Raw genomic sequence first — 26,318 nt, 5'->3', positions numbered from 1 at the left:
CTTATAGGTGCAGTTTTTTATTGTCTAAAGCTGAATTTGTATACAGCGAAAGTGGTTACAACTAGAATGATAAAGCTTATGATGAATTCGAAAACCGTAAAATTTTCTTTTGGGAAAAGAATGAAAAATGAGCCGGCAAGCAGTCCGAGTATTCCGGCGTGGGCAGCGGTGCGGAATTTTTGAATGAGAAAACGAATGAGTTTGCTTGTGACGAGAATACCGATAAGAACGCCTAATGCCATGGCGATGATAATTTTAAAATCGAAGTCTATTAGCGCATCAAGCGCGGTTTCGTAAACGCCTAGAATCATCAAAATGAGCGCGCCGCTTATGCCGGGGGCAACAAGTGCGATGCTAGCTAGAAAGCCGGCAAAAAAGAGATAGGCATAATCAAAAGCGGTAGCTTGTGTAATTTGGAAATGCGTTTCTTCAAGCGAAAAATTTAAGATTAAAATAAAAGCAAAAAACAGCACCATGATGAAAAAATGCTTGAATTGATAGCGCTCACCGATTTTTTTGCCGCTTTGCCAAATTAATGGGAGCATTCCGAGAATACACCCCATAAATAAAGCGTGAACTTGGACGTTGTAATTTTCTAGTAAATAGTGCACGACCAAAACGGAGACGCCCATTCCGCATGCCATTCCAATTAAAATGGGGAGCAAATAAAGCATGTGCGTCTTCCATTTTTTGGTCGTTAAATGGTGAAGCGCATCGATAATATTTTCATAAATACCAAGCAACATGGCGACGGTACTGCTGCTAATTCCGGGAACTGTCTCGACGGTTCCCATAGCCATACCTTTAAAAAAGTTAATAACTCGCATACAACACTCCTAGTAAAAAAATTAACAATAAATTGTCTGGAATGTAAATTTTAACATGTTATCAACTGATTGTAAAAAGCAGACCAATTTGTGTGGTAGGTTTCAATTGAAAAGCCAGATGCAATTTTTTGGCGCGCGCTTTCCGCATATTTTTCCCGAAGAGCAGGTTGTTCTAAAAGTTTAGTTAGTTGATTCGTCATATTGGCAACATCGCCTGGTGCGGTCAGAATGCCGTTTTGCTGGTGTTCAATGACGTCTGCGATGCCACCGATATGTGTGGAAATGTTTGGAATTCCAGCGGCCATGGTTTCTAAAATTGCCATAGGTAGGCCTTCGTGATAGGACGGCAAAAAGTGCAACATGCTCGCTTTTAAAATGACCTGCTGATCCTCTTTTGAAATCCAGCCGCCTAGTGCCACATTTGTAAGCCCGAGCTTGTCAATTTGAGCCGTGACTTTTTCGATTTCCCCGTCGCCGTAGAGCACAAAACGTACATCTGGGAACGCCGGCTGAATGCGCGCTGCCACTTTAAGCAAATCATAGCTTCCTTTTCGCTCGCCGATTCGCCCAAACGTCACAATCGTACGCGCTTTTTTATTATAAAGGGGCTTTTCAGGAAGGTGCACCGCGTTTTGAATGACCGAAATCGGCGTTTTAGTTAGCCTCCGGTAAAATTCCGCCCATTCCCCGCTTAAAACCACCACATGATCCGTTTGATTAAACGTTCGACGAATCCAAAATCGCAACATGCGGTTACTTTTTTTATAAAATACATCAAAATGTGAAGCGTGCATATGAAATACCGTTTTACAATGGTTTGGAACTAATTTTTTTAAAAAGGCCTTTCGAAAGAAACTGCCCTTTTGCGCGACATGAAAATGCACAATATCAATTTTCTTTTCAAAAATGATGCGCCGAATCGAACGAAGCGCCCGCCATTCAGTCTGCCATTTGTTTTCTGCAGACCATGAACTGAAAAAGAATAAATGATGCGTATCACTCGTATAATACTGTTTGAAATTCGCGATGACCGTTGCCATTCCGCCTTTTTCCTTTGGGTTTGGACCGACCATTAAAATGTTCATTCATTTTTAATTCCTTTCTTTTGAAGTAAACGAAACGTTTGTTTGAGCTCTTTTTGATAAAGGACAATCAGGAAGATGAGCGCACTTAAAACGAGTCCTTTTTCGAGCAAAGTGTCTTTAAAAATAACGCTATAAAGTGATAAACCGTATAACAGCCCCGTTACGATGATGTGGCGTGTGACGGAAAAGCCTTCCCAAATGCGCATGGAGAAAAAAGTGCGGGCGAGAAAGTAGCTGATGAAGGCGGTTCCCGTTGCGATAGCGGCTCCAATTGCGCCATAAACTGGGACGAGCGCAATGTTTAGCGCGACAGAAATGACGAGGGCGATGATCGACACGTAAATGTTTAGCACGCTTTTCTTTAAAAAAACGATGCCGAGATTTGTCGTTTCGCTAACCGTCATCATGAGCGGATAGAAGCAGAGAAACGGGAAAATATATTGTGCCTCGCTGTACGCTGGCGAGAGAATCACGACAATCCAGTCCTTAAAGAAAAGCATAGCGAGGAAAAAGAACGCGACCCCAAACATGACCGTATCGCTCACCCTTTTGTAGTAGATGACGGGCTTTTTCTGCTCGTACCATTCGTATGCAGTAGGAATCCAGAAATTCCCAAAACTCACCTGCAAAACCATTAAAGCACTGGCAATTTTAAACGCTGCAGTATAAATCCCAAGCTCGTCAAAGCTCGAGAAGTAGCGTAAAAATAATTTGTCGATGATGAGAAATAAACTGTAAAGAAAAGTACCAATTGCGACAGGCAAGCCAAATTTAGCAAGATGTTTAATGAGCGCTTTGTCCGGTTTTTGTCTGAACGTTTTAAACAGTGGCAAGTTAAACAAAATAAGAATGAAATCCCCAATCATCTGCCCAATTAACATGCCGTAAACAACGGTAATAAAAGTAGGCTCAAATAAAAGCAATGCCGTGATTGTGCCAACTAAAATGGCCAACTTAATACCAATACAATAAATAGAAAAAGTAATCGCTCGATTTTCCATTCGAGCAAACAATAAAATGAAACGTTCAAAAATGAGTAAAATGATGGAGAAAGCAAGCAAATAAACAGCAACTTCATAATTTGAATCCGCAAAAAGCCATTCGGAAATTGTAGAAGCAAATAGACACATGCCCGCAATTAAAATGCATGAAGTAAAAAGCGGCGTCATCATCGATTGAATAAGCAAACGCGTTTTTTGCGCGTAACTATGAAATTCCCTTGTAAAAGCTTGATCGAATCCTAAGTAAATCACATAAATAAGAAGCGTTTGCGCGAGTAGAAACATACTTGTTTTCCCGTATTCTGCGGGCGTTAAAAAGTAAGTTGTGATAGGTATCAATATTAAATTGAGGAGCGCCGCGCCGAGTGAGCCGATTGAAAATTGCCCAAACCGAATTAATAATTTCTTCAAATGAATCTCACTCTTTCTTTGATAAAATAATCCCGCCGCAAACAAGTCCTAAAAGGGTTGAAGAGAGCGCTGAAAACAAGACGTGCCCGGCGAAAAAACTATATAGAATAATGATGAAAAAGAGAAAACTATGGAGCGAACGATTTTGTTTTTTTAACGCAATCACACCGTAGTAGCCTAACAAAGTAACAAGAAGTAGGATCCCGAACAGGCCGAGCCCAAATAACGTATCAAAAAAATCCATTTCGATTAATCCAAGCCGGCCATACTGTTCTAATCGATATTCAAAACCTTGACCAAAAGCTACCGTGAAAATAGGGTGTAAGCTATCTAGGAAAAAGCTTAATCCGCCTTCCAAAAAATCACTTCTTGAGCTCGTTAACAACCGAACTAAATTTCCGTCGTATAAATGATAAAAATACACCATTCGGTCGTACGTCCCTGCAATCAGTTGTCCCGCATAGGCCAAGCCGCGAACGAGCAACCACCCAACTAAAAAGAGACAAGCAAACCAAACGAAGATTTTCTGTGTCACTGAACGATATCTAACGAAAAATAAAAGGCGAATGAGCACGATGACACTTATCACAACACCATAAACAATGCCAGTTTTCGTCCCAACGAGTAATAAACAAAGCATATTTCCGGAATAAAGCAGAAGAAAGAACAGCAAGCGGAAATTCCATCTTCCTTGTAACGATTGAATGAGTGCTTGAGCCGTAAAGGTTAGCGATACAATAAAAGCAAAACTTGTGTCATTATTCGCAAAAAAGAAGCCTTTATAACCAGCGTCTGAATTATCATAAGTCTGGTGCCCAACACCTAGTGCATAAGGGACAAGTAGAAGTACCGTAAATAGTAGGCTGATGACAATAAAAATTTTTTCATAATGCAGCGCTTGAAATAGCGTTTTTCGTTGATAAATATAGTACGGAATGAGTGCCCATAAAAAATATTTAACAAATACAGAAATATCCGCAGCAATCCAAGTGAATGGATTTTGTAAAATTATACTTTGGAAAAGCAAGATGCCAAGATTGCCAGCAATAAACAGGAAGGTGACAAACGTTAAAGCCGTCTTAGGAATCTTTTCAATACAAATCATGCTAATGAGAAAGATAAAAAAGAAAAAACGATAGACAATGCCAATGGGAATCATATAACCAGATGTCAGGAAAAAACCATTTAAGAAATCAATGAGCGGGAAAATCGCAACAAGTACAATAAAAACAGCTATATTTAGCGGTGTTTTTGCCATCTTATGCCTCGTCTGCTTTTTTCCCGAAGAACGTGTGTCAGGAAGCGGAAATTCCCGATGATATAGCGTTTAAACATGCGCCTAGGTTCCTGTATAAAGCGGTAAAACCATTCCAGCCCAGCTTTTTGCATCCATCTTGGCGCGCGTTTTGTCTTACCAGCAAGCACATCAAAACTCCCGCCAACACCCATCGCAAAAGGCACTTGCATCATTTCCTTGTGGCTGTGAACCCAAAATTCTTTTTTGGGGGAGGAAAAAGCGACAAATAATATATCCGCACGACTGGCCCGAATCTCCTGCGCAATTTGAACCGATTCTAAATCATCAAAATAGCCATTGCGAAACCCCGCAATCTCTAAACCCGGATAAGCTTTCAAATGCTTGTCTACAACACACTTCACCACTTCCTCCGTCGCCCCAAAATAGTAGAGCCGCCAGCTCTTTTGTGCCGCCAGAGCCACCAAATTTTCAAATAAATCAATTCCCGTCACGCGTTCCGGCACATCATAGCCTAGAAAACGCGCCGCCCAAACAATAGACTGACCATCTGCATTCACAAGCGGACTTTCATTTACAATCGCCCGAAGCGCCGCATCCTCCGCCATCAAATTTATTTTGCTCGCATTAATCACAACATGTTGACTCGGCTTTTGGTTTAAAATAAGGTGCTCAATACGCAGGAGCGTTTCATTCATCGTAAGCGCATCTAAGTCACTGCCCAGCAAATGAATTCTCTTTTCTTCCTTCACGCTAATACGCTCCTTTTGGTACGAGCAGGACAACAAAAGTTTTGAAAAAAATTTTAAAGTCCATTTTCCAAGACAGGTGGCGAATATAATGCAAATCCAGTTCCACCATTTCCTCAAAGCTAAGCTCGTTTCGTCCGCTTACCTGCCATAATCCCGTACAACCAGGAGTGACAAGAAGGCGTTGTTTATCGTACGTAGAATAAACGGCAACTTCGCGCGGTAGCGGCGGCCTAGGCCCAACAAGGCTCATATCACCTTTTACTACGTTCCAAATTTGTGGCAACTCATCCAAGCTCGTTTTGCGCAATAAGCGGCCGATTTTTGTTATGCGAGGATCATTTTTCATTTTAAACATCGCACCTGTAACGTCGTTTAGTTTTAAAATCGTACTTAATTGGGATTCAGCATCCGTACACATCGTTCGGAATTTGTACATATAAAAAACTTTCCCATTTTTTCCTACACGCTCTTGCTTGAAAATAACTGGAGCTTTCCAGTCAGTCACTTTAATGCAAATCGCTACGAAGAGAAAAAGCGGGGACAGGAGAAGTAACGCAAACACGCTTAAAAAACGGTCGCAACGAATCTTCCATTTCGTATAATTTGTTTTATCAGTCGCTTGGAATGCCATGCTGAGTTTACTTTGTTCCATGTACTTAGCTCCTTAGTAATAATAGTTTTCGGTATTTTTTGTACCGTTAAAAATGACGCCAATTAATTTAGCTTTTGAAAGCTGAAGTTGCTTGGCTGCATATTTTGCTTGTTCTTTTAAAGTCTTTTGATACCTACAAATCAAAATGGTGCCATCTGTTTCGTCCGCTAAAACAAGTGCATCTGAAACAACTGTGATAGGTGGCGTATCAATGATGATTTTATCGAAACATTCCCGTAATCTTCCGATAAGATTAGCCATTTTTTGAGAGGAAAGTAAGTCGTTTGGATTCGGAGGTATTGTGCCGCTAGTTAAAAGAGCGAATGACGCTGAATCTAGCAACACCTCTTGGAGCCCATCTTCTAACTCGATCTCATTTGTAATCACGTTGGACAAACCAAGATGTAAATTTTTTGAAAATCGTTTATGTAACATGGGTCTACGCATATCGGCATCGATTAAAAGTGTGCGTGCCCCTTTTTCGGCATAAGCGATTGCAAGGTGGGAGGCTACGGTGGATTTTCCAGTGCCTGATTCTGGAGAAGTAATTAAAATGACTTGCCTATCTTTATCAATTCCAGATAAATCAATCCCAGTACGAATTAATTTAAATTGTTCACTTGTAGGAGAGTAGTAATTGCTTCTAGAATTTTTATTTGATGGATACATATTCACCTTGCTCCTTTTCGTAGTTTCATTGGGATTTCATCACTTATTTGAATTAATTTCACTACACCGAGCACATGTACGTGTAAAAATTTCTCGATTTCATTTGTTGAAGTAAACGTACGCCTGAATAATAATTTGATGAAAATAAAACTAAAGTCGAAGTAAATTCCTGTAAAACCAGCAATTTTAAGTAGCCAATTTTGTTGTGGCAAGGCATGCTCAAAAGTCTGCGAACTCGATTCCATATCGAATTGTTCAGTGTCTAATTCCGGAGAAGTAATGAAAGTGACTCGCTTATTTTTATTATCTTCAGTACTGGAACATTTTTTTCTGAATAAACGCATTTATCTGGCTCCTTTTTGTAGTCTTTTTTTGGCCCGTTCAAAAGCATGAAATGTACTCACTTCACCCAGCACATTTAGCTGTAAAATCTCTTCAATTTCATCTGCCGAGGTAAACGTACGCTTAAACAATAATCTGATGAAAATAAAACAAAATGCGAAAAAAAGTCCCATAAATACGGCGAGTATAAGCAACAAAGTTTTTTGAGGCGCAATCGGCGGCTCGTTGCCTAAAAACTGGGCTTCTGATAAAGTAGTCACATTATCGACTTTCATGATACTCGGCATTTCTTTAGTGAATACCTTAGCAGTGGAATTAGCAATTTGAGCGGCTAGTTTTGGATCTGGATTTTTAACACTTATATCAATGACCTGTGAATTAGTCGCGTTTGTTACCTGAATCATTTCTGCTAGTTCCTCTGTGTCATAAAGATTTCCCAAGTCTTGCTCAACGCCATTTAAAATCCGCGGACTTAAAATAATTGAGCTGTACGTGTCTACCAGTTGCAAGTCCGCCTGCACAGTTTGTGAATCTAAACTATCATTTGGCGAGCTTTCAGACTGATTAACTAAAATTTGTGTGCTCTTTTGATAAATAGGAGTGGCGATGTACTGGAGATAGATGAACATACAAAGAACTGTCATTGTGACAATTCCAACAATCCACCAACCATTTTTGCGAATAGCGAGCATAATTTGTTTTAAATCAATTTGTTCGTTCATAATATTCTCCTAGTTTATAAAGCTTTTGCTTCTTTTTTTGTCAGTCGGAAGATGGCCGAGTGTAAAGTGCTGTTCAAAAGCATTTTTTCTAGAAATACAATTCTTTGTATCGAATAAAATGGGGGTTCTCATACCATGAATGATGTTATCAGGCATCGCCTTAAATGCATCATGGTCAGTTAAAACGAGCGCTAAGTCGCTCCCTAAAAGAGCCGATTCAAGGCTATATGTATCTGAACTTGCTACATAAGGGTCAAATGTACGAATGTCATACGCCGTTAAGGTTTGTAGCTGGTTTACAATTTGGAGGGCGGGGCTTTCACGCGTGTCGTCTATATTTCCTTTGTAGGCTAAGCCTAATACGGTTATCGTTTTTCCATTATTTTCCTCCATAATTGTGAGTGTTTTTTGGAAAATAAAATTAGGCATATTGCGATTGATTTGCCTTGCTTGGCGGATAAGCCGTGCTTCGTTCGGGGCCTCTGCAATGATGAAATGTGGATCAACGGCTAGGCAGTGGCCGCCTACGCCAGGACCCGGTTGGTGAATATCTACCCTTGGGTGTTGATTGGCCAGCTCGATTACGCTTAGCGCATCAATGCCGAGTTCGTCGCCGATTTGGACAAGTTCATTGGCGAGCGCAATATTGGTGTCGCGATATGTGTTTTCCATCAGCTTAGACAATTCTGCGACACTCGCAGTCGCGCTCAGCAATTTGCCTTGCACAAAAAGGCCGTATATTTCTTTAACCTTTTCGGTGCACTTCTCTGTGACCCCACCAATAATGCGGTTATTGTAAACAAGTTCGTGCAAGATTTTCCCCGGAAGAACACGCTCCGGACAATGCGCCAGAAAAATATCTTCGCCAGTAACAAACCCTTCTTTTTGGATTAAAGGTTGGATAATGTCCTCCGTTACGCGCGGTGAGATGGTAGATTCAACGATAATCGTATTGCCCGATTTCAAATGTGGCAGAATCGACTCCATCGCCTGTTTGACGTACGTTAGGTCGCAACTCCCGAATTCATCTTCCACATTCGGCGTCGGAACGGCAATAATAAACACGTCACCGGTTTCAGCTGTTAAACTCGCTTTAAATTTCTGCTTCGCCAGCGCGTCCGTCAAATATTCCGCTAAACCATACTCTTCAATGGGCACCTGCCCAGCGTTTAAAAAGTCTACCACCCGCCTAGAAACATCCACCCCAACGACATCCGCCCCGTGTTTCGCGAACATAAGCGCAGTCGGAAGTCCAATATAGCCCAGTCCAATTATGACAATTTTCATGATTCCTCCACATCCCACTCAGCCAATTCTTTATCTAGTGGTTTATAAATAAGTTTCATCGCCGTTTGATTTTCCGGAATTGCAAAAGAAGCTTTGCCTTCAAGTGTTTTGCCTGGCTTAATTTCATCGCCGAACATCGCCATCGAAGGATCGACCTCGAATTCCTTACCATCTTTCGTTTTTAAAACAAAATCCACCGCACCCAGTCCTTTATTGGTAGACGCCATATTCTCACCAGAAATTGTAAAAGTATATAATTTCTGCGTTTCTTTCTCCGTCACTTTTTCATTTACTTCCTGATTTTTGATTACAATTTTAAGCCCGTCTACAACCGTATCCTTTGTTTCAGCTTTTGCCTTTTGTTCAGTTTTCTCTGCTTTATATTCTTGATTCCCGTCACTTGAACACGCCGTTAGTAGTAATACACTACTTAGGCCAATGCTAATTAAAGCTTTTTTCATAAAAGTTGCACCTCATTTGTTTTAATAAACGGTTCGCTAGCCGCAACTAGCGAACCAATCACTTACTTACGGATTAACAAGCGTCACTACTTCTGTGTCTAAAATTTTGGTTTCACGTGTAGTTGTGCGATACATCGCTTGAATCTCAACTTCATCGCCTGATTTAATATAGTTTGGTGAGATGAAGAAGCTAAAAGTTCCATCTGGATTAAAAACGCCGCCCCAGCGATTTGTTGGCGTTCCATTTACAACTAATCGTGCGAAATTAATATCCCCCGTATATTCCCCGGTAATTTCTGAAGATCCTAGTGTATAGTCAGAGGGAGTAATGGTACCTTCTAAAGTCGCGATTTCTACTTGTTTCGTATCAAGGAGTTCAGTCTCCCCAGAAACTGCCAGATTGAATCCTTTGATTGTAACAACGTCCCCAAGTGTAATTTGAGTAGGATTAACGTAGAAGGCGAAAGTTCCATCTGGGTTAAAAACGCCACCCCAAGCTACAGACTCACCGTTTATGAGCAGCTGTGCAAAATTAATATCCCCAGTAAACTGCCCCGTGATATTCGAAGTACCAAGTGCATAGATGTCCGGTAAAAGAGTACCTTCTAAAGCTGAAATCTCAATTTGTTCTGTTGCAAGAATCTCAGTATCTCCAGAAGTTGCACGATTGAATCCTTCGATTATGACGATGTCGCCAAGCTTAATTTGCGTAGGATTAACATAGAAGCTGAAAGTTCCATCTTCGTTAAAAGTTCCACCCCAAGCGATAGATTCACCGTTTATGAGCAGCTGTGCAAAATTAATATCCCCAGTAAACTGCCCCGTAATATTTGTAGTACCAATTTCATATACATCAGGGGAAAGAGTGCCTTCTAAAGTCACAATTTCCACTTGTTTTGTATCAAGAATTTCAGTCGCACCAGTAGTCGTACGATTGTATCCTTCCATTGTGACGATATCACCAAGTTTAATTTGCGTAGGGTTAACATAGAAGTTGAAAGTTCCATTTTCGTTAAAAGTTCCGCCCCATGCAATAGACTCGCCATTTATAAGTAGGCGTGCAAAATTAATATCGCCAGTAAATTGCCCTGTAATGTTCGAAGCGCCAATTGTATATGCGTCTGGCAAAAGAGTACCGGCTATCGCTGCAATCTCCACCTGTTTTGTATCAATTAGTTCCGTATTTCCCGCAGAATCACGGTAAAATCCTCGAAGTGTTACGGTATCCTCAGAAGTAATACGGTTAGATTTAACATAGAAGTTAAAAGTTCCGTCAGCATTAAAAGTTCCACCCCAACCAACAGATTCACCGTTTACAAGAAGCTGTGCAAAATTAATGTCCCCAGTAAATTCACCTGTAATATTTGACGTTCCAAGTGAGTATTCATCAGGAGTAAGGGTACCTTCTAGCGCTGCAATTTCCACTTGTTTTGTATCGAGGATTTCAGTTTCCCCAGAAGCTGTGCGGTAGAACCCTTCGATGGTAATAACGTCACCAAGTTTAATTTGCGTAGGGTTAACATAGAAGCTGAAAGTTCCATCTGTGTTGAAAGTTCCGCCCCAACTAACAGGTATGCCATTTACTAAAAGTCGAGCAAAATTAATATCACCAGTGAATGAACCGCCAATATTTGATGTGCCAAGCGAGTATGGTTCAGTTGTAAGAGAACCTTGCGGAATAACTTCCACTTGTTTCGTATCAAGGACTTCTCTCTCTCCAGAATCATTTCTGTGAATGCCTCGAAGTGTTACGGTATCGCCAAGCTTAATTGTCCCAGGTGCAACATAGTAGCTAAACGTACCATCAGCGCTAAAAGTTCCGCCAAAGCTCACGTGTACATCATTTACTAGAAGCTGTGCATAGTTGATATCACCAGTGAATTCCCCAGTAATGTTTGAATTTCCATTTAAATAAGCAGCTGGGCTAAGCGTACCGCTCAAATTACTAATAATCTCAACGTTTTTACGATCCAATTCTTCACCATTTTTGTCTAAAGCTACGATTTCGACCGTATCGCCAACTTTAATCGATTCGGTTGATACAGGGAATTCAAATGTCCCGTCAGCCTTAAAGTCACCGCCATTCGTTGAAGTGTCATTCACATAAAGGCGTGCGGATGTAACATCCCCCGTAAACTCACCAGTTATAGCTTCATCCCCAATTGTAAAAGCGTTAGGAGTAATTGTTCCAGACCGAGTAATCGCCTGAACTGTAGTAGAAGCCACGTTAGATGTTAATGCATTAAAAGTCGCCTGAGCCGTTACTTCTGTATCAGCTTCTTGGGCAGGAATTGTGACGCTATAGTTGCCTTCACTATCAATTGTTCCAGAGCCAAGTACAGAGTTATTTGCTTTGATTTCAATTAGCGAATTTGGTTCGCCCGTTCCAGTAACGGTTGTCGATTCCTCCGTTAATGAATTAATCGTCGTTTCAATTAGTTCAACTTTCGCGAAACTACCACCAGTGATTTTTCCTGTAGAGCTTGTTTTGAAATCATCTTTGAAATTGATGTTGTTAGAAACTAATTTAGATTGTGATACACTTGATGAGTAGCCGTTCAAATTGAAGGTGGCTACTAATGGGCCAGCATAGTTAATAGGTTCAGAAGTCAATGCGCCGCGATTCCAAACTTGGATTCCTTCTTGGGATTCAAGCGTAACATCGCTAGAACGTGAGTAAGTGCCAAAAACAGCACCCCTATCATTGTTGTTCGTAATAGAGAAATTTGAACCATCTTCAAAAACCAATTGGTCACCAGTAATAATCGTTCCTTGAGTACCCTTTGAGGTGACTTCAAAAGTTGCGCCAGACTGTACGAAAATAGAACCGCTTGTTGCTTCTAGAGCTTCTTCAACTGTATCACCAGAATTTGCTTTTAAAGTACTACCGTTATTAAACTGCATAGTGCTATAAGTACTTAAGTGAATATTTTGATATCGGTCGGATGTTAGATCCATATGTCCATTATTTATAAGTTTTGTGTTTGTTGTTCCCCAAATGTTTGCCGCAGCTGATTTAATGTTTAAATGGGCACCTTCCCCAACAATTAGTTGACTGTCAGTCTTCATTAGAGTGACGGGTGCTAATGATCTGTTTATGGTAGTTGATTCAAAATCAACAGTGGCACCCGGTAAAACGGTCATTTTATTACCTTGGTAAACTTCTTCACTAGTTGACATACTAGATACTTGCCCGTCAAGAATTAATTCTCCAGAAGGTAAGTAAACCAGTTGTCTCCCCGTATGTTCAACATCTTTGTAAGTAACTTTAACATCGTTAGCATCGCTCCAAAATAGGCCATAAACGTCTGTATTGATAATTTTTATATTATCCATTTTGGCAACTGCTCCAGAAGAAACTAATTTAATTTGTTTGAGGTTGGCATTAATTGTGAAACCATTACCATGAATGGTTTTGTTTGTACCACGAGGATATAAGGTGGAACTTAATGTAATATCGGCACCTAATGTGATATCTGTTATCTCATTATCGAGAAGCGCTGATTTTAGCTCCGTAAATGTGTTTACTGTAATGCCGTTTGCCGCGTTTAAATTTGTTTGCGCTTCGCCTTCATTTGCAGATGCACTAACAGGCAGAATGGTTGTGGCAAGTTGGCCAACAAATAAGATACTTACCACGCTTAAAATAATTCCTTTTTTCATAATATGCTCCTTTATCAATTCTCTTAATTTTTGTGGGTTAAAAATATTCTTCAACAGTTACATACGATGCACCTCCTTGTATAAAATATGTATAATTCTGAATCATTTAGTAAGAAATGTTCGATTCTAGAAGTTGTTGATTAACTTTGATACGAGGGCCTCTATTGTCAATCAAATTTTCGGTTTTCATTTTCGAAAAAAGTTTTTGGAAATACCGATACTCAACTCTCGAATAATCAGACAATATTTTCTTTGTAATTGCTTTTGGTAAAATCGTATGTTCCCCTTCGTTAATACCGATTTCCCTGGATAAGTCTAGCACGGAAGCTGCAACTCGATCTTCGCGTGATAAATTGGAAAGATACATCATACGTTTGTGAGTTTTTGTAATAGTAGTTGACATGTCTCGAATTAGTAGTTCCATAAAAGCGGGTCGGATGGCTAAGTAGTTAAGCAAGTATTCTTTATCTACGCTAATAACAGTGCATGCGGTTATGGCAATAACTCGTTCTTCTGAGTGAGCTTGATTGGTTAACCCGTTATATAGTCCAATTACATTCCCAGTTTTTAATAAATTAATAATAAATTCGCTTTGATAATCTGTATTTATTTTTTTTGCCAACCCGCTTACGACAAATAAAACAGAAGTTTGACTCTTGTTTGAGTCAAAAATAGTTTGTCCCATTTTTGCCATAAATTTAACGACATGCGCTTCACAAACTTTATTAATATTTAGTTCTTCTAGCATGCTTTGTATCGAGATATCCGAACTTATATACTCCATAAATGAATTAGAGGCCTCCTTTGTATTCTTAATTAGTATACAAAAAAAGAACAGAAATTTTTGTGTTAATAGACCCTATTACTACTGTCTAAATGTGACAACTTTTTGACAACCACCTCATCATTCTCTAATTTTTATGGAGAAAAAGGAACATATAAAAGAACAATTTAGACATTATTGTTTTGAAAAATGGATAGCGTTTACATCTATGTGTTTTCGCCGTAAGCGTGAGAGGAGTTCGTGTAATTATTAACAATTTGCCAAATTTAACCGCTTTTTTTGTAATCAAAATTTTAAATGAATTACGCTTTATTTTTGAAATATCGGGGAATAGGTAACCAAGAAGAGGTGGATAAAAATGAAAGCAGTTGGTCTATATCGCTACTTACCAATTTCTGATGAAGCAAGTTTAATAGATGTAGAAATGCCTTTGCCGGCTCCCCGAAAGCATGATTTGCTTGTTAAAATTGCAGCCGTTTCAGTCAATCCTGTGGATACAAAACTTCGCGCCCCAAAAAGTCAAGTTGAAAAAGAACCGAAAATTTTAGGATTTGATGCAGTCGGAACTGTGGAAGCAATTGGCGGCGGGGTGTCGCTTTTCCAAATTGGCGAAGAAGTTTATTTTGCTGGTGATGTGACTAGGCAGGGGAGTAACGGCGAATACGCACTAATTGATGAGCGATTAGCGGGACACAAACCTAAAAATTTGACGAACCAAGAAGCGGCCGCAATGCCGCTTACGACCATCACCGCATTTGAAGCGTTGTTCGACCGCTTGCAAGTTGAAGCAGGAAAATCCATTTTAATCATAAATGGTGCAGGTGGTGTGGGTTCTGTTTCGACGCAACTAGCGAAAATAGCGGGGCTAACTGTGATTTCCACCGCAAGTCGAGAAGAAACGATAGCTTGGACGAAAGCTCACGGCGCCGACTTTGTTATTAATCACCGAGCAAATATGCTGGAAGAACTCCAAAAAGTGGGTTTTCAAATGGTGGATTACATTTTATGTTTACACGACACCTATCAACATTTTAATTTCATGGAGCAGGCGATTGCGCCGCAAGGGAAAATTTGTTCCATCGTTGAACTTACGCAGCCAGTTCAGATGAGTGTATTAAAAGATAAAAGCGCTACTTTCAGTTATGAGTTCATGTTTACACGGTCGAAATATCAAACAAAAGATCAGATTAGACAACACGAAATTCTAGAGCAAGCCGCTATTTATTTAGAAACAGGCCAATTGAAATCCACGTTGAACAAGGTACTTGCGCCAATAAATGCGAAAACACTTCGAAAAGCGCACCAAATCATTGAAGAAGGACATATGGTTGGAAAATTAGTTGTGGAAGGATTTGATTACGATGACAGATAAACGAGTATCGCTTTATATTGCGACTAGCCTAGATGGTTATATTGCTGATAAACTAGGGAGTGTAGAATGGCTTGAAAGTATTGATAGCGAAGGCGATGCAGGTTACCAAGCTTTCTTTGATAACGTTGACACAGTCGTTATGGGTCGTACCACGTACAAACAAATTTTTTCGTTAACGGACTCATTCCCTTATAGTAAGAAAGACGTATATGTTTTTTCGAATAAAAAAGCGGGTACGGCAGACGAATACGCCGATTTTGTTTCCGGAAATATTAATTCATGGCTAAACGAAATTGATGGGGAGCACGTCTGGCTTGTAGGCGGAGCCGAACTCGTTAAGCAATTCTTAAAAGAAAAAGCTATTGATAAATTTGTGATAACCATTGCGCCCATCATACTTGGCGAAGGCATTCCGCTTTTTGAAGCCGATGACCGCCATAATCTCGTCTTAGAGGATGTCAAACGCTTTGGTCAATTTGCACAATTAGTTTATAGAAACGAGGAATAAAAATGAAACTTGCAACCTTTGATGTGGATGCACAAAATGGGTTTAGTCCAGTTTGCCCAAATGAATTGCCCGTCCCAAACGCCGAGGAAATCGTCCCAGAACTCGAATACATGGCCAAATTTGGCGCTGCCCGAATTGGTAGCAAAGATGCCCACCCAAGAAACGCCGTCTGGGTTGTCCAGAACCCGTCAGATATGTTAAAACCGCTTGATTACCCGAATGCCGATTTAACATGGGTTAGACACTGCGAACCCGGCACGAAAGGATTTGAGCTCCTAGAAGGACTACCAGCGCCCACCGAATATGATTATTTCGTTTGGAAGGGTATGGAGCGAAATCTCCATCCTTACGGGGCATGTTATCACGATATCCGCGAAGAACTCTCAACCGGCGTCATCGAATACCTTCGCCAAAACGAATTTGATGCCGTCCTAATCGGCGGGCTCGCATTTGATTTTTGTGTCAAAACAACTGCTCTTCAATTGGTTAAAGCTGGATTTTCCGTGGCCATTTATTTACCCGCAACGCGTGCGCTCACAGAAGAAGGCTACAAGCAAACGAAAGCTGAATTAGAAGCCACGCCCAACGTGAAAATACTCGCAAATCGCGAAGAATTGAGTGCCTACCTAGCCTAATTTTTTAAAAGAAGGTGAGAGAAATGAAGAAAGTCGGAACTTTTCCAAGTATGATAATTTTTATCACGGTGGTCGCTTCCATCGCGTGTTATCCGCTACTCCCAACTGAAATAGCCGTACATTTCGGAAGCGATTTCTCTCCAGACATGTTTATGCAAAAATGGCTGGGACTCGTCCTAATGCCGTTTCTGATGATTATGTTTACCGGTACCGAATATTATGGGAAAGAAAAAGTAAAAGAAGAAAGTAAATTAGAATTTGAATATTGTTTTAGGCTGCTCCTTGTTTTGTTGGCCATCATTCAGCTTAGCATTATCGCGTATGGACTCGGCTATCAAATCCCTACCGGCCGCTTTGCACTTATTGCCGCAGGCTCATTCATGCTTCTTGTGGCCGCGTATTTATCCTACTCAAAAAAGGTGTTTTTGTTTTTAAGAATGTTAGGTTTCAAGAAAGTGGATGCCTATTCTAAAAACTTATGGAAAAAAATTACCATTGTGACACTTACTGTTTCTGGTGTTTCCTGTTTGATTTTAGCAATTTTCATGACAAATGACCCGAGCTTCCTGATGATAAGTATGTTTGCGGGCATGTGCGTCATCGTAGTAGGTTCCGGAGTTTATCTTAATAAGAAGTGAAAGTGATACAGTTTTTATTTACAAGTAATACAGTTCCATATATAATAAAAGGCGGAAGTTCTGTACATAGATGACAGCGCACCGTCTTTTTTTGATGTGAAGAAAAGCGCTTCCAAAAGGAGAGATACGATAAAAAGGAGGAACAAAGTTTGCGAAAAAAAGTCGTTATAAGTTTGTTGTTACTCAGTTTAGCGCTACTCGTTGCTTGCGGAGCAGAAAAGGACAATACGGGGGAATCTGCTGACAAAAAAACAAGCAAAACAGTGAATATCATGGAAACGAGTGCGATTCCAAATGCAAGCCCAATTTTAGCAGACAACAGTGTAAGTTTTCGGGCAATCAATCAAGTTTTCGAAGGACTTTATCGTTTAAATAAAGAAGGGAAGCCAGAACTCGCGCTGGCTGAAAGCGAACCAGACGTAACAAATGATGGCAAAACCCTTACTTTTAAAATAAAAAAAGAGGCCAATTGGTCAGACGGTTCCTCAGTTACAGCGGCAGATTTTGAATACGCTTGGAAAACCGTTGTGGATCCTAAAACGGCGGCAGCTTATGGGCCACAAATGGAAGAAATCGTCAAAAATGCCACGCCAATTTTAAAGGGCGAAATGGATCCGGATAAATTAGGCGTTAAAGCGCTTGATGATAAGACGCTTCAAGTCGAATTGGAAAACCCTGTGCCCATCTTCAAAGAGCTTTTAACAACGGGAACTTTCTTCCCGCAAAAACAAGCGTGGCTTGAAAAACAAGGTAACCGTTATGGCACATCAAGCGAAACATTGCTTTCAAACGGACCTTATACTCTGGAAAATTGGGACGGTACGAAGCTAAGTTGGGATTACGTGAAGAATCCGAAATATTGGGATGCTAAAAATGTGCGTACTGATAAAATTCATGTAACGGTTGTGAAAGACACTAACGCAGCTTTAAACTTATATAATACTGGCAAACTAGATCGTATTGAGCTTGATGGCGATTTTGTTAAGCAGTTTGAAAGCGATAAAAATTTCCGTACATCACTTACGGGGCGCTCTGTTTACATGAAAATGAACCAAGGCAAGGACGGTGTGAAAACGGAGTTAGCTAACGTAAATATTCGCCGCGGACTTGCGGAAGCGATTGATAAAGCTAGCATGGTGGATACACTTCTTGCCAACGGTTCGAAACCGCTTGACGGAGTTGTTCCAGGTGAAATCATGTTCAGTCCTAAAAATGGCGAAGACTTCCGTAAACTTAATGGGAGCCTAATTCCTTACAACCAAGCAGAAGCGAAACGGTATTTTGAAAAAGGATTAAAAGAAATTGGCAAAAATAATCTTACGTTAACGCTAACAGCTGGCGACACATCGCTCCAAAAGAAACAATCTGAGTTCATTCAAAACCAGTTGGAAACCCATTTGCCGGGCTTAACTATCAAATTGAAAAATGTGCCTACGCAAGTGAGCTTTAAAGCAGATGTGACGCAAGATTTTGAGTTGCTATTAGGCGGCTGGGGCGGCGACTATCAAGACCCGCTCACCTACTTGAATCTATTTTTGACAGACAGCCCTGGTAATCATACAGGTTTTAGTAATGCCAAATACGATGAGCTTGTTCTAGGCGCAAAAGGAAAACTTTCCAATGATTTAAACGCACGATTTGATGCCCTGCTACAAGCCGAGCAAATCTTATTGAAAGAAAATGCCGTCTTAATCCCGCTATACCAAAGCGGTCGTGCCTATTTACAAAATCCCGATTTACAAGACTACATTACCTACCCAATCGGCGCGGAAAATTATAAATGGATAGCTAAACAATAAGTAAAACCCCCGCATTATGAGCGAGTCTCCAAAAAAATTTAACTTTTGGAGGACGCGGCATTAAATGCGGGGGTTTTTTAGGCTGAAATTGAAATCAGTCTGGCGATGTACAAATTTTCAGCCTGCAGCCTTTCGTAAAGAAATGAATTTTTAACTATAATCAATTTATCAAGTTAAACAAAAGGGGTTACAAATTATGAAAAAGGGTTGGTTTGGCGTCTTAGCCGCAATTTTTGTCATCACAATGGTGTTTGTTGAACTTGCTTCGCCCTTTGCGCAAGCAGCAGATACATATACTGTGTCCATCACAAACCCAGGCGAAAAAGTTACAAAATCCAATTTTAAAGGCTATGCTTTTAATGAAGAATGTAAAACAGCAACAGGGAAAACAATGAAACTTCGGTTTTATTCAAATAAACCTTTAAAAGAAGACAAGGCATATCGTCTTGTGATTCAAGACAACAACATGGTTACGCAAACAAAAGAATTAAACGATACGACCGTTGTATCGGCCAAATAAAATTAGAAAAGAGGAACAGATATGAATCAATTTTGGAAATATTTCTTCACAATTATTTTAGCGATTATTGCTTTAAACATTGTTTTTAAAATTATTGGAGTTACTTTACACTTCTTGCTCCCAATCCTTATTTTAGCAGGGATTGTGTTCTTGATTAACAAGATTTGGAATGGCAAACCAAAACGTAATCACTACGATTACTAAAATTTCTAAAAAGCTCCCTAAGCTTTTCATATATTGAGCGAGGCACAAGCCTCGTTCTTTTTTTGTTTTGGAACAGAAAATATGGGAACTAAAATAAAAATCGGGTTTTTGGAGGGATTTCCTTGAAAAAGCAACCTATAATGAAATTATTGGTCGGAATAACGGTGGGGATTTTTGTTTTGCTTATAAAAGCAAGAAAAGTGAAGTAAAAGAGCTATTTTCCGCCGTTCTACCCACACATTAAATTGGTTATGTTATAATGACAAAAAAGAATGTGGAGGTTTTCAGTGGGTGATGATTTTAGAAAATACTTTACTTAAGCAAGAAAAATGGCGTTTTTTAGATCAGACTACGCCAAATCCGGCTTTTGATGCACTTCAATCATATGCAACGGATGACACGCTTTGCCGTTTTATCGGGGCTGAACTAAGTCCACCGACAGTTCGCGGCTGGGTGCACGAGAAAACAGTCTCAATCGGGATACAAGATACAAAGCTTCCGAACTTGCAAGAAGGGATTCGTTTTTTGGAAAAAGAAGGCTACCGAGTAGTGCTTCGGAATTCAGGCGGTCTTGCCGTCGTCTTGGATCGAGATATTTTAAATCTCTCTCTTGTTTTACCAGATGTTCGAAAAGGCATTGCAATTAATCGTGGCTACGATACTATGCTCACATTAATCCAAGATATGTTTGCGGATTTTAATCAAGTTATTAAAGCTTATGAAATTGAAAATTCCTATTGCCCGGGGAGTTATGATTTAAGCATAGATGGAAAGAAATTTGCTGGTATTTCTCAGCGCCGCATGGCAAGAGGGGTCGCGGTACAAATTTATCTAGGCATAGACGGAAATCAAGATGAGCGCGCCGAATTAATTCGTTCTTTTTACCAAAAGAGTGGAAAAGATTTGCAAGATAAATATCATTTTCCAGATGTGGATAAACGTTTCATGAGTACACTTTCAAAGCTGTTAGATACGGAACTCAGTTTAAATGATGTCGTATTGCGTTTACTGAACAGCATGCGATTTTATGCGGACGATTTGTTTTCAAGTACGCTTTCTGCGGAAGAACTGGATATGCTTCCGACATATTATGAGCGTATTTTAGAGAGAAATAGAAAGATTATGTAAGGGGTGTGACGTAATATGGGTTATGTGAATCAGAAACTAGATGAAGGCAAGGTTTTTAAAGATCCCGTTCATGGTTTTGTGCACGTATCTGACCAAATGATTTGGGATTTAATTGCAACAAAGGAATTTCAACGTTTGCGGCGAATTCGGCAACTTGGCACTACCTCATTAACGTTTCACGGGGCTGAGCATAGTCGTTTTAACCATTCTTTAGGCGTGTATGAGATTGTACGCCAAATTATTGATGTTACTTTTGCAGGTGAGTATCAGTTGTCAGACGAGGAGCGCATGACGGTTCTATGCGCAGCGCTACTTCATGATTTAGGACACGGCCCGTTTTCGCACGCTTTTGAGAAAGTTTTTCATACCGACCATGAAGCTTACACCCAAAAGATTATTATGGGAAAAACCGAGGTAAGAGAAGTTCTGCTTCGGGCTGGAGACGACTTCCCGAGCCTAGTAGCCTCTATCATAAATAAGACTCACGAAAACCAAACGCTTGTAAAATTGATTTCAAGTCAACTCGATGCCGATCGAATGGACTATTTATTGCGTGACGCTTATTATACGGGCGTTAGCTACGGAAAGTTTGACATGGAACGAATTCTACGCGTTTTACGTCCAAGCCCAGATGGAAATGGTGTCATCATTAAATATTCTGGCATGCACGCTGTGGAAGACTATTTAATGAGCCGTTATCAAATGTACCAACAAGTTTATTTCCATCCTGTAAGTAGAAGTGGTGAGGTTTTACTGTGGAAGATTTTAAATCGCGCCAAGTCGCTTTATTTAGCGGGCTATGAATTCAAAATGTCGCCCGTACAAATCATCCCTTTTTTAAAAGAACAAGTGTGTTTAGAGGAATATATTGCGCTCGACGATTCGATTTTAACGTTTTATTTTTCTGTTTGGCAGCATGAAAATGATGAGATTTTGAGTGACTTATGCAATCGCTTCTTAAACCGACGTTTGCTTCGTTACGTGGATTACGATCCATCTAAGGATGCCGATTTCTACAATCGTTTAAAAGGCTGTCTTGAAAAAGCTGAAGTTGATCCAGCCTATTATTTAGTTGTCGACTCCTCATCTGATTTACCATATGATCTCTATAAACCAGGCGCTAGTTCAGGAAAATCGCCTATTCAACTTCTTCTACCCAACGGAGATTTAAAAGAATTATCTACGGAATCACCAATTGTTGAATCCATTGGCGGGAAAATCCGTACCGATATCAAACTATATTTTCCGCTTGATTTTATTGAAAATGGTCGTATTCCAGCCGAAATCGCAGAAGAAATGGTCACGTTAATTCATGAAAAGCAGAACAGCTAAAAAGCCCTTTAAAAAGGGCTTTCCAGACTGATGACAAACGGCGATCCCTGCGCTCTGCCTAATTTTTCACATAATCAGACAAGCTTGCAGGTGGATTATGAGTCTGATTTGCGCACGCCGGCGACGCCGTAATCTGTTTTTTTCATTTCTTCTAGAATGACGTGAATATTTTCTTTAGGTGCATTTAGATTTTTAGAAACAGCATCTGTCACGTCTTTCACTAGGTCGCGTTTTTGGTCATCATTTCGACCTTCTAAAAATTTGATAGTTATGATGGGCACGTTTAATCACCTCGATATCATCTTTATTTATCATTATTATATATCAAAAAATTCACTTTCGAAAGGAAATTTAAATGAGTAATTTTTTAGCCTATCCGTTAGAAATGCTGCCATACGTTGTGGTCGCTATTTTGATTGCTTTTACTGTTCATGAATGGGCTCATGCTATTACCGCACTCGCGTTTGGAGATGACACGGCGAAAAATGAAGGGCGACTTTCTATTAATCCGCTAGTCCACGTAGATTTAATAGGTCTTTTGATGGTGGTTATTGTTGGATTTGGTTGGGCAAAGCCGACACCAGTAAATCGATTTAAATTAAAGAAACGCCGATTAGGAAGTATTATCGTTTCTCTTGCTGGACCAATTAGTAATTTGTTACTGGCTTTTTTAGCAGTGGGCATTTTTTCTTATTTTACGGGAGGATTAGGAATTGGCGAAATCGATGCCATTTGGTCGATCTTTTTGACGATTTTTATTCAACTAAACCTCGTGTTGTTTGTGTTCAATTTAATCCCGTTTCCACCATTAGACGGTTATCAAGTGTTAGTGGAGTTTTTGCCCAATCGATTGCGTGCGAAAATCCAACCACTTGAGCAATATGCATTTTTAATTTTTCTAATTATCGCCTTAACGCCACTTTATGCGATTACAATTGGTCCGATTTTTAATATTTTCATTCCTAAAATCTTGGAACTTATGATGACCTTTTGGACAGGCATTTTATTTTGAGTTAGGTTGATTTTCCAGTCTTTTTTAACTATAATATAGTACGTCTACACGTCTGTTTGGAAAGGTGTCATAAAAATGACGAAAACACGCACGCCCGTAAAAATTCATATTACAAATATTGTCAGACAGATGAATGCAGAAGAAAAAACGGAAATGTCTGTATCTGGTGTTTTTTATCAAGATGAAAACAGTCATTATCTTCACTATGAAGAAAAACAAGTTGCTGGTGTAATACGTTCAGTTCTTAAAATCTCTAAGGAAGAACTTTTGTTGCTCCGCAGTGGCGCTGTAAGTATGCGCATGCACTTTTTTAAAGATAAAAAGCGAAGTGTTGCTTCAGTAGATTCCGGGGCTGGAAAGCTAGTTTTTGAGTCAGAATTGATTGGCTACACGGAAGCGTTTGAAAAAAATCCGCTCAGCGGAAAAATTGCTTTTCAGTACGATTTACTTAGTGGTGGAGCCTTTATCGGCTCATACGAAGTAAACATGCGAATAGAGGAGGAAATGAACGAATGAACATCATTCAAAAAAACGAAAATGATTTAATCGCGGGGATTAAGCAAGCTGTAATCGCGGCCCTTGCGATTGATGAAGATAGCATACCTAATATTTTACTTGAAGTACCAAAAGAAAAATCACACGGAGACTACTCAACCAATATCGCAATGCAATTAGCGCGTGTGGCTAAAAAAGCGCCGCGTCAAATTGCCGAAAGTATTGTGGCTGAAATCGGCACGAATAATGCGCTGATTAAAGAGGTTGAAATTGCTGGGCCGGGATTCATTAATTTCTTTATGGATAATTCTTACCTAACCAATTTAGTGCCGGTCATTTTGAATGAGGATGAAAAGTATGGTCAATCGGACTTTGGGAAAGGGGAAAAGATTCAAATTGAATTTGTTTCCGCCAATCCAACCGGAGATCTCCATCTTGGTCATGCTCGCGGAGCGGCGATTGGCGATTCTTTGGCCAATATTTTAGACATGGCAGGGTTTAATGTTTCGCGTGAATATTATATTAACGACGCGGGAAATCAAATTAATAACCTTGTGCTGTCCGCTGAGGCGCGGTACTTTGAGGCGCTAGGGCTTGAAAAAGAGTTTCCAGAAGATGGCTATCACGGAAAAGATATTATTGCGCTCGGGAAAGAGCTTGCGGATAAATACGACAATAAATATGTGGAAACAAGCGAGGAAGAGCGCCATGCGGTGTTTAAGAAAGATGCACTTGCATTTGAAACAGCGAAATTAAAAGCGGATCTGGACGAGTTCAGGGTGCACTTCGACAACTGGTTCTCTGAAACTTCTCTTTATGAAAATAATAAAATCCTTCCTGCTCTTGAAAAGTTAAAGGCTAATGGATATGTCTTTGAAGAAGAAGGAGCAACGTGGCTACGTACCACGGACTTTGATGACGATAAAGACAGGGTGCTCATTAAGTCGGACGGCAGTTATACGTATTTCTTCCCGGATATTGCCTACCATTTAGATAAATTGAGCCGCGGATTTGATGTGCTGATTGATGTTTGGGGAGCCGACCATCACGGGTATATTCCACGTATGAGAGCTGCAATTGAAGCGTTAGGCTATAAGCCGACACAACTTGAAGTAGAAATCATCCAACTCGTTCACCTTTATGAAAATGGGGAGCAAGTTAAAATGAGTAAGCGCACAGGGAAATCAGTAACAATGCGCGATTTGATTGAAGAAGTTGGCCTTGACGCAACGCGCTACTTCTTCGCGATGAGAAGCTCAGATACGCATATGAATTTTGACATGGGCTTAGCGAAATCCACGTCCAACGAAAACCCAGTTTACTATGTGCAATATGCGCATGCCAGAATTGCTAGCATTTTAAGATCAGGTGAAGAGCAAGATCTTCGTGCGGTAGAATCCGCCGATGTAAGTTTGTTAAAAACCGAAACGGAATTTGATTTGTTAAAAGTGCTTGGTGATTTTCCAGATGTCGTTTCTGAAGCGGCAGTAAAACGCGCGCCGCACCGAATTGTACGCTATTTAAATGACTTAGCTAGTGCATTCCATCGTTTCTATAATGTCAATAAGGTTCTTGATAAAGAAGCTGTTGAGCTGACAAAAGCAAGACTAGCTTTAATTCAAGCAGTTAAAATTGCGCTTCGTAATGGCCTTAAACTACTTGGTGTTTCAGCTCCTGAAAAGATGTAATGAAATGGAAGTTCGGCATTCAGGCGGTGTATCGCTTGCCGAACTTTTTCTTCCAGCCTAGTCATTGACGAGAATAACAAAATGTTTTAAAGTTAAATCACGGAGGCATTTTGATGACGGGAGATTCTAAAATGAAGCGAATAGTAACTTTAGCGCTGCTTTTTGTATTTCTGTGCATCGCAATTTATATTTTGTATAATTTTCAACTTGGTTCGATTCCGATTTTATTAATGGCCATTTTATTTTTCTACATAGGGTATCAAATCGTAAAGAAAAGTTGACAGATGTAAAATTTATGGTTGTGCTTGCCAGTGATAACATGTAAAATGGTTAAGTTGAATAAAAAGTAAATGATGAAAGAAACAATAAATGTAGTTTAACGAAAGGGCGTGCCAGCTTTGGATTTAAGTAATTTATCTCAAGAAGAGCGGAAAGAAGTATCTTTAATTGAAGTCGCGCATTATGTTTTAGAAAATCGTCGAGAAGTTATTAATTTTAAAGAATTAGTTGAAGAAATTAAAAACTTTTTAGAGTTGACAGATGACGAAATGAAAGAGCGTTTAGTTCAATTTTATACAGATATGAACATCGACGGTAATTTTATTTCACTAGGAAACAACACTTGGGGGCTTCGCGCTTGGTATCCAATTGATGCCATTGATGAAGAAGTTCAAACACAAACGAAACCGAAGAAAAAACGTAAAAAAGATGACGACGATGATGAAGATGAAGAGGTTGAAGATATCATGGATGACGATATCGAATACGAAGAAGATGACGAAGTGGAAGAACTCGGAGAAGAAGAAATTTCACTCTCAGACGGCCTAGTCGATGAAGACGAGGACGCAGATGACCACTTGCCTGACGGGATTGAAGGCGAACTTGCTACAGTAGAAGATGACTATAGCGACGGAGATTACACGGAAGATCCAGAAGAATAAAATGAAAAATCACCCGAAAATTATTCGGGTGATTTTTTTTAGGACGTACAAAGCGATGATGTCGCTTACAAAAAATAAACACTTGACTTATTCTTGTTTCATATGTAGTATTTTATTTGGGCTCCCTTAATTGGG

Annotated in this window: 28 protein-coding genes; 14 read left to right on the top strand and 14 right to left on the bottom strand. The window is 39.9% G+C overall.

Translation table 11 applies throughout. The features are described 5' to 3' along the window. Positions 1-17: 17 nt before the first annotated feature. The 13 genes from CFT42_RS07255 to CFT42_RS07195 form a co-directional block, all read right to left on the bottom strand. Positions 18-827 (bottom strand): DUF368 domain-containing protein, encoded by an 810-nt coding sequence (locus CFT42_RS07255; RefSeq protein ID WP_088809666.1) that lies wholly within the window; start codon positions 825-827, stop codon positions 18-20. Between the two features lie 50 nt (positions 828-877). After that, complete coding sequence (locus tag CFT42_RS07250; RefSeq protein ID WP_088815796.1) at positions 878-1,912, bottom strand: glycosyltransferase family 4 protein; 1,035 nt, start codon at positions 1,910-1,912, stop codon at positions 878-880. Further along, positions 1,909-3,324 carry a lipopolysaccharide biosynthesis protein gene (locus CFT42_RS07245; protein WP_088809668.1) on the bottom strand — a complete coding sequence of 472 codons (1,416 nt, stop codon included), beginning with the start codon at positions 3,322-3,324 and terminating at the stop codon, positions 1,909-1,911. The genes CFT42_RS07250 and CFT42_RS07245 overlap by 4 nt, the downstream gene beginning before the upstream one ends. 7 nt (positions 3,325-3,331) lie before the next feature. Continuing rightward, on the bottom strand, positions 3,332-4,582 hold the full coding sequence (locus tag CFT42_RS07240; protein WP_088809669.1) for an O-antigen ligase family protein: 1,251 nt from the start codon (positions 4,580-4,582) through the stop codon (positions 3,332-3,334). Then, positions 4,564-5,277: a WecB/TagA/CpsF family glycosyltransferase gene (locus CFT42_RS07235; RefSeq protein WP_088809837.1), complete on the bottom strand. Its 714-nt coding sequence runs from the start codon at positions 5,275-5,277 to the stop codon at positions 4,564-4,566. Before CFT42_RS07235 ends, CFT42_RS07240 begins: the two co-directional genes overlap by 19 nt. Before the next feature lie 55 nt (positions 5,278-5,332). Then, positions 5,333-5,983 carry a sugar transferase gene (locus CFT42_RS07230; protein ID WP_088809670.1) on the bottom strand — a complete coding sequence of 217 codons (651 nt, stop codon included), beginning with the start codon at positions 5,981-5,983 and terminating at the stop codon, positions 5,333-5,335. A 12-nt stretch (positions 5,984-5,995) separates the two neighbouring features. After that, entirely contained in the window at positions 5,996-6,652 is a 657-nt protein-coding gene (locus CFT42_RS07225; RefSeq protein WP_088809671.1) for a CpsD/CapB family tyrosine-protein kinase, read from the bottom strand. Positions 6,653-6,654: 2 nt separating this feature from the next. Then, positions 6,655-6,996, bottom strand: a complete 342-nt coding sequence (locus tag CFT42_RS07220) for a hypothetical protein (protein WP_088815795.1) — start codon at positions 6,994-6,996, stop codon at positions 6,655-6,657. Beyond that, positions 6,997-7,716 carry a YveK family protein gene (locus CFT42_RS07215; protein ID WP_088815794.1) on the bottom strand — a complete coding sequence of 240 codons (720 nt, stop codon included), beginning with the start codon at positions 7,714-7,716 and terminating at the stop codon, positions 6,997-6,999. Between the two features lie 9 nt (positions 7,717-7,725). Continuing rightward, complete coding sequence (locus CFT42_RS07210; protein WP_088809674.1) at positions 7,726-9,003, bottom strand: nucleotide sugar dehydrogenase; 1,278 nt, start codon at positions 9,001-9,003, stop codon at positions 7,726-7,728. Next, the gene (locus tag CFT42_RS07205; RefSeq protein WP_088809675.1) at positions 9,000-9,464 is read right to left on the bottom strand and encodes a DUF4352 domain-containing protein; all 465 of its coding nucleotides are present in this window, start codon (positions 9,462-9,464) and stop codon (positions 9,000-9,002) included. The genes CFT42_RS07210 and CFT42_RS07205 overlap by 4 nt, the downstream gene beginning before the upstream one ends. Before the next feature lie 66 nt (positions 9,465-9,530). Beyond that, positions 9,531-13,127 (bottom strand): immunoglobulin-like domain-containing protein, encoded by a 3,597-nt coding sequence (locus CFT42_RS07200; protein ID WP_159458154.1) that lies wholly within the window; start codon positions 13,125-13,127, stop codon positions 9,531-9,533. Positions 13,128-13,233: 106 nt separating this feature from the next. After that, the gene (locus CFT42_RS07195; RefSeq protein WP_088809676.1) at positions 13,234-13,911 is read right to left on the bottom strand and encodes a Crp/Fnr family transcriptional regulator; all 678 of its coding nucleotides are present in this window, start codon (positions 13,909-13,911) and stop codon (positions 13,234-13,236) included. A 358-nt stretch (positions 13,912-14,269) separates the two neighbouring features. Here CFT42_RS07195 and CFT42_RS07190 point away from each other — a divergent pair, with 358 nt between their 5' ends. The 9 genes from CFT42_RS07190 (at position 14,270) to CFT42_RS07150 (ending at position 22,047) form a co-directional block, all read left to right on the top strand. Further along, positions 14,270-15,283, top strand: a complete 1,014-nt coding sequence (locus CFT42_RS07190) for a zinc-binding alcohol dehydrogenase family protein (RefSeq protein WP_088815793.1) — start codon at positions 14,270-14,272, stop codon at positions 15,281-15,283. Further along, positions 15,273-15,791 (top strand): dihydrofolate reductase family protein, encoded by a 519-nt coding sequence (locus CFT42_RS07185; protein WP_088809678.1) that lies wholly within the window; start codon positions 15,273-15,275, stop codon positions 15,789-15,791. Before CFT42_RS07190 ends, CFT42_RS07185 begins: the two co-directional genes overlap by 11 nt. A 2-nt stretch (positions 15,792-15,793) precedes the next feature. Next, positions 15,794-16,426 (top strand): nicotinamidase, encoded by a 633-nt coding sequence (locus tag CFT42_RS07180; RefSeq protein WP_088809679.1) that lies wholly within the window; start codon positions 15,794-15,796, stop codon positions 16,424-16,426. 23 nt (positions 16,427-16,449) lie between these two features. Further along, on the top strand, positions 16,450-17,064 hold the full coding sequence (locus CFT42_RS07175) for a DUF1648 domain-containing protein (RefSeq protein WP_088809680.1): 615 nt from the start codon (positions 16,450-16,452) through the stop codon (positions 17,062-17,064). A gap of 149 nt (positions 17,065-17,213) precedes the next feature. Then, positions 17,214-18,863 carry a peptide ABC transporter substrate-binding protein gene (locus tag CFT42_RS07170; RefSeq protein ID WP_088815792.1) on the top strand — a complete coding sequence of 550 codons (1,650 nt, stop codon included), beginning with the start codon at positions 17,214-17,216 and terminating at the stop codon, positions 18,861-18,863. Between the two features lie 196 nt (positions 18,864-19,059). Further along, on the top strand, positions 19,060-19,383 hold the full coding sequence (locus tag CFT42_RS07165) for a YxeA family protein (protein ID WP_088809682.1): 324 nt from the start codon (positions 19,060-19,062) through the stop codon (positions 19,381-19,383). Between the two features lie 21 nt (positions 19,384-19,404). Beyond that, positions 19,405-19,587, top strand: coding sequence for a hypothetical protein (locus CFT42_RS07160; protein WP_088809683.1), 183 nt, complete (start codon positions 19,405-19,407; stop codon positions 19,585-19,587). Between the two features lie 294 nt (positions 19,588-19,881). Beyond that, positions 19,882-20,715 carry a lipoyl-[GcvH]:protein N-lipoyltransferase gene (gene lipL, locus CFT42_RS07155; protein WP_088815805.1) on the top strand — a complete coding sequence of 278 codons (834 nt, stop codon included), beginning with the start codon at positions 19,882-19,884 and terminating at the stop codon, positions 20,713-20,715. 15 nt (positions 20,716-20,730) lie between these two features. Beyond that, complete coding sequence (locus CFT42_RS07150) at positions 20,731-22,047, top strand: HD domain-containing protein (RefSeq protein ID WP_088809684.1); 1,317 nt, start codon at positions 20,731-20,733, stop codon at positions 22,045-22,047. A gap of 95 nt (positions 22,048-22,142) precedes the next feature. On the opposite strand, the gene CFT42_RS07145 is transcribed toward CFT42_RS07150, so the two are convergent. After that, the gene (locus tag CFT42_RS07145) at positions 22,143-22,328 is read right to left on the bottom strand and encodes a 2-hydroxymuconate tautomerase (RefSeq protein ID WP_088809685.1); all 186 of its coding nucleotides are present in this window, start codon (positions 22,326-22,328) and stop codon (positions 22,143-22,145) included. Positions 22,329-22,402: 74 nt separating this feature from the next. On the opposite strand from CFT42_RS07145, the gene CFT42_RS07140 reads away from it, so the two are divergent. The 5 genes from CFT42_RS07140 to rpoE all read left to right on the top strand — a co-directional run bounded on the left by CFT42_RS07140 (position 22,403) and on the right by rpoE (position 26,183). Then, positions 22,403-23,059 carry a site-2 protease family protein gene (locus CFT42_RS07140; protein WP_088809686.1) on the top strand — a complete coding sequence of 219 codons (657 nt, stop codon included), beginning with the start codon at positions 22,403-22,405 and terminating at the stop codon, positions 23,057-23,059. Between the two features lie 75 nt (positions 23,060-23,134). Next, positions 23,135-23,575, top strand: coding sequence for a YwiB family protein (locus CFT42_RS07135; protein WP_088809687.1), 441 nt, complete (start codon positions 23,135-23,137; stop codon positions 23,573-23,575). Then, the gene (gene argS / locus CFT42_RS07130; RefSeq protein ID WP_088815791.1) at positions 23,572-25,242 is read left to right on the top strand and encodes an arginine--tRNA ligase; all 1,671 of its coding nucleotides are present in this window, start codon (positions 23,572-23,574) and stop codon (positions 25,240-25,242) included. Before CFT42_RS07135 ends, argS begins: the two co-directional genes overlap by 4 nt. Positions 25,243-25,373: 131 nt before the next feature. Continuing rightward, complete coding sequence (locus tag CFT42_RS14835) at positions 25,374-25,523, top strand: hypothetical protein (protein ID WP_162859622.1); 150 nt, start codon at positions 25,374-25,376, stop codon at positions 25,521-25,523. A gap of 117 nt (positions 25,524-25,640) precedes the next feature. After that, positions 25,641-26,183 carry a DNA-directed RNA polymerase subunit delta gene (gene rpoE / locus CFT42_RS07125; RefSeq protein ID WP_088809689.1) on the top strand — a complete coding sequence of 181 codons (543 nt, stop codon included), beginning with the start codon at positions 25,641-25,643 and terminating at the stop codon, positions 26,181-26,183. The last annotated feature ends 135 nt before the right edge of the window (positions 26,184-26,318 follow it).

The organism is Listeria goaensis (genome assembly GCF_900186125.1).
In the GTDB taxonomy this organism is placed as follows: Bacteria; Bacillota; Bacilli; order Lactobacillales; family Listeriaceae; genus Listeria; species Listeria goaensis.
This window is presented reverse-complemented; position numbering and strand designations above follow the sequence as displayed.

Coding starts and splice junctions, on each gene's coding strand:
- CFT42_RS07255 (WP_088809666.1), bottom strand. CDS start 827: ATGCGAGTTATTAACTTTTTTAAAGGTATGGCTATGGGAACCGTCGAG.
- CFT42_RS07250 (WP_088815796.1), bottom strand. CDS start 1,912: ATGAACATTTTAATGGTCGGTCCAAACCCAAAGGAAAAAGGCGGAATG.
- CFT42_RS07240 (WP_088809669.1), bottom strand. CDS start 4,582: ATGGCAAAAACACCGCTAAATATAGCTGTTTTTATTGTACTTGTTGCG.
- CFT42_RS07235 (WP_088809837.1), bottom strand. CDS start 5,277: ATGAATGAAACGCTCCTGCGTATTGAGCACCTTATTTTAAACCAAAAG.
- CFT42_RS07230 (WP_088809670.1), bottom strand. CDS start 5,983: ATGGAACAAAGTAAACTCAGCATGGCATTCCAAGCGACTGATAAAACA.
- CFT42_RS07225 (WP_088809671.1), bottom strand. CDS start 6,652: ATGTATCCATCAAATAAAAATTCTAGAAGCAATTACTACTCTCCTACA.
- CFT42_RS07220 (WP_088815795.1), bottom strand. CDS start 6,996: ATGCGTTTATTCAGAAAAAAATGTTCCAGTACTGAAGATAATAAAAAT.
- CFT42_RS07215 (WP_088815794.1), bottom strand. CDS start 7,716: ATGAACGAACAAATTGATTTAAAACAAATTATGCTCGCTATTCGCAAA.
- CFT42_RS07210 (WP_088809674.1), bottom strand. CDS start 9,003: ATGAAAATTGTCATAATTGGACTGGGCTATATTGGACTTCCGACTGCG.
- CFT42_RS07205 (WP_088809675.1), bottom strand. CDS start 9,464: ATGAAAAAAGCTTTAATTAGCATTGGCCTAAGTAGTGTATTACTACTA.
- CFT42_RS07200 (WP_159458154.1), bottom strand. CDS start 13,127: ATGAAAAAAGGAATTATTTTAAGCGTGGTAAGTATCTTATTTGTTGGC.
- CFT42_RS07195 (WP_088809676.1), bottom strand. CDS start 13,911: ATGGAGTATATAAGTTCGGATATCTCGATACAAAGCATGCTAGAAGAA.
- CFT42_RS07190 (WP_088815793.1), top strand. CDS start 14,270: ATGAAAGCAGTTGGTCTATATCGCTACTTACCAATTTCTGATGAAGCA.
- CFT42_RS07185 (WP_088809678.1), top strand. CDS start 15,273: ATGACAGATAAACGAGTATCGCTTTATATTGCGACTAGCCTAGATGGT.
- CFT42_RS07180 (WP_088809679.1), top strand. CDS start 15,794: ATGAAACTTGCAACCTTTGATGTGGATGCACAAAATGGGTTTAGTCCA.
- CFT42_RS07175 (WP_088809680.1), top strand. CDS start 16,450: ATGAAGAAAGTCGGAACTTTTCCAAGTATGATAATTTTTATCACGGTG.
- CFT42_RS07165 (WP_088809682.1), top strand. CDS start 19,060: ATGAAAAAGGGTTGGTTTGGCGTCTTAGCCGCAATTTTTGTCATCACA.
- CFT42_RS07160 (WP_088809683.1), top strand. CDS start 19,405: ATGAATCAATTTTGGAAATATTTCTTCACAATTATTTTAGCGATTATT.
- lipL (WP_088815805.1), top strand. CDS start 19,882: ATGATTTTAGAAAATACTTTACTTAAGCAAGAAAAATGGCGTTTTTTA.
- CFT42_RS07150 (WP_088809684.1), top strand. CDS start 20,731: ATGGGTTATGTGAATCAGAAACTAGATGAAGGCAAGGTTTTTAAAGAT.
- CFT42_RS07140 (WP_088809686.1), top strand. CDS start 22,403: ATGAGTAATTTTTTAGCCTATCCGTTAGAAATGCTGCCATACGTTGTG.
- CFT42_RS07135 (WP_088809687.1), top strand. CDS start 23,135: ATGACGAAAACACGCACGCCCGTAAAAATTCATATTACAAATATTGTC.
- argS (WP_088815791.1), top strand. CDS start 23,572: ATGAACATCATTCAAAAAAACGAAAATGATTTAATCGCGGGGATTAAG.
- CFT42_RS14835 (WP_162859622.1), top strand. CDS start 25,374: ATGAAGCGAATAGTAACTTTAGCGCTGCTTTTTGTATTTCTGTGCATC.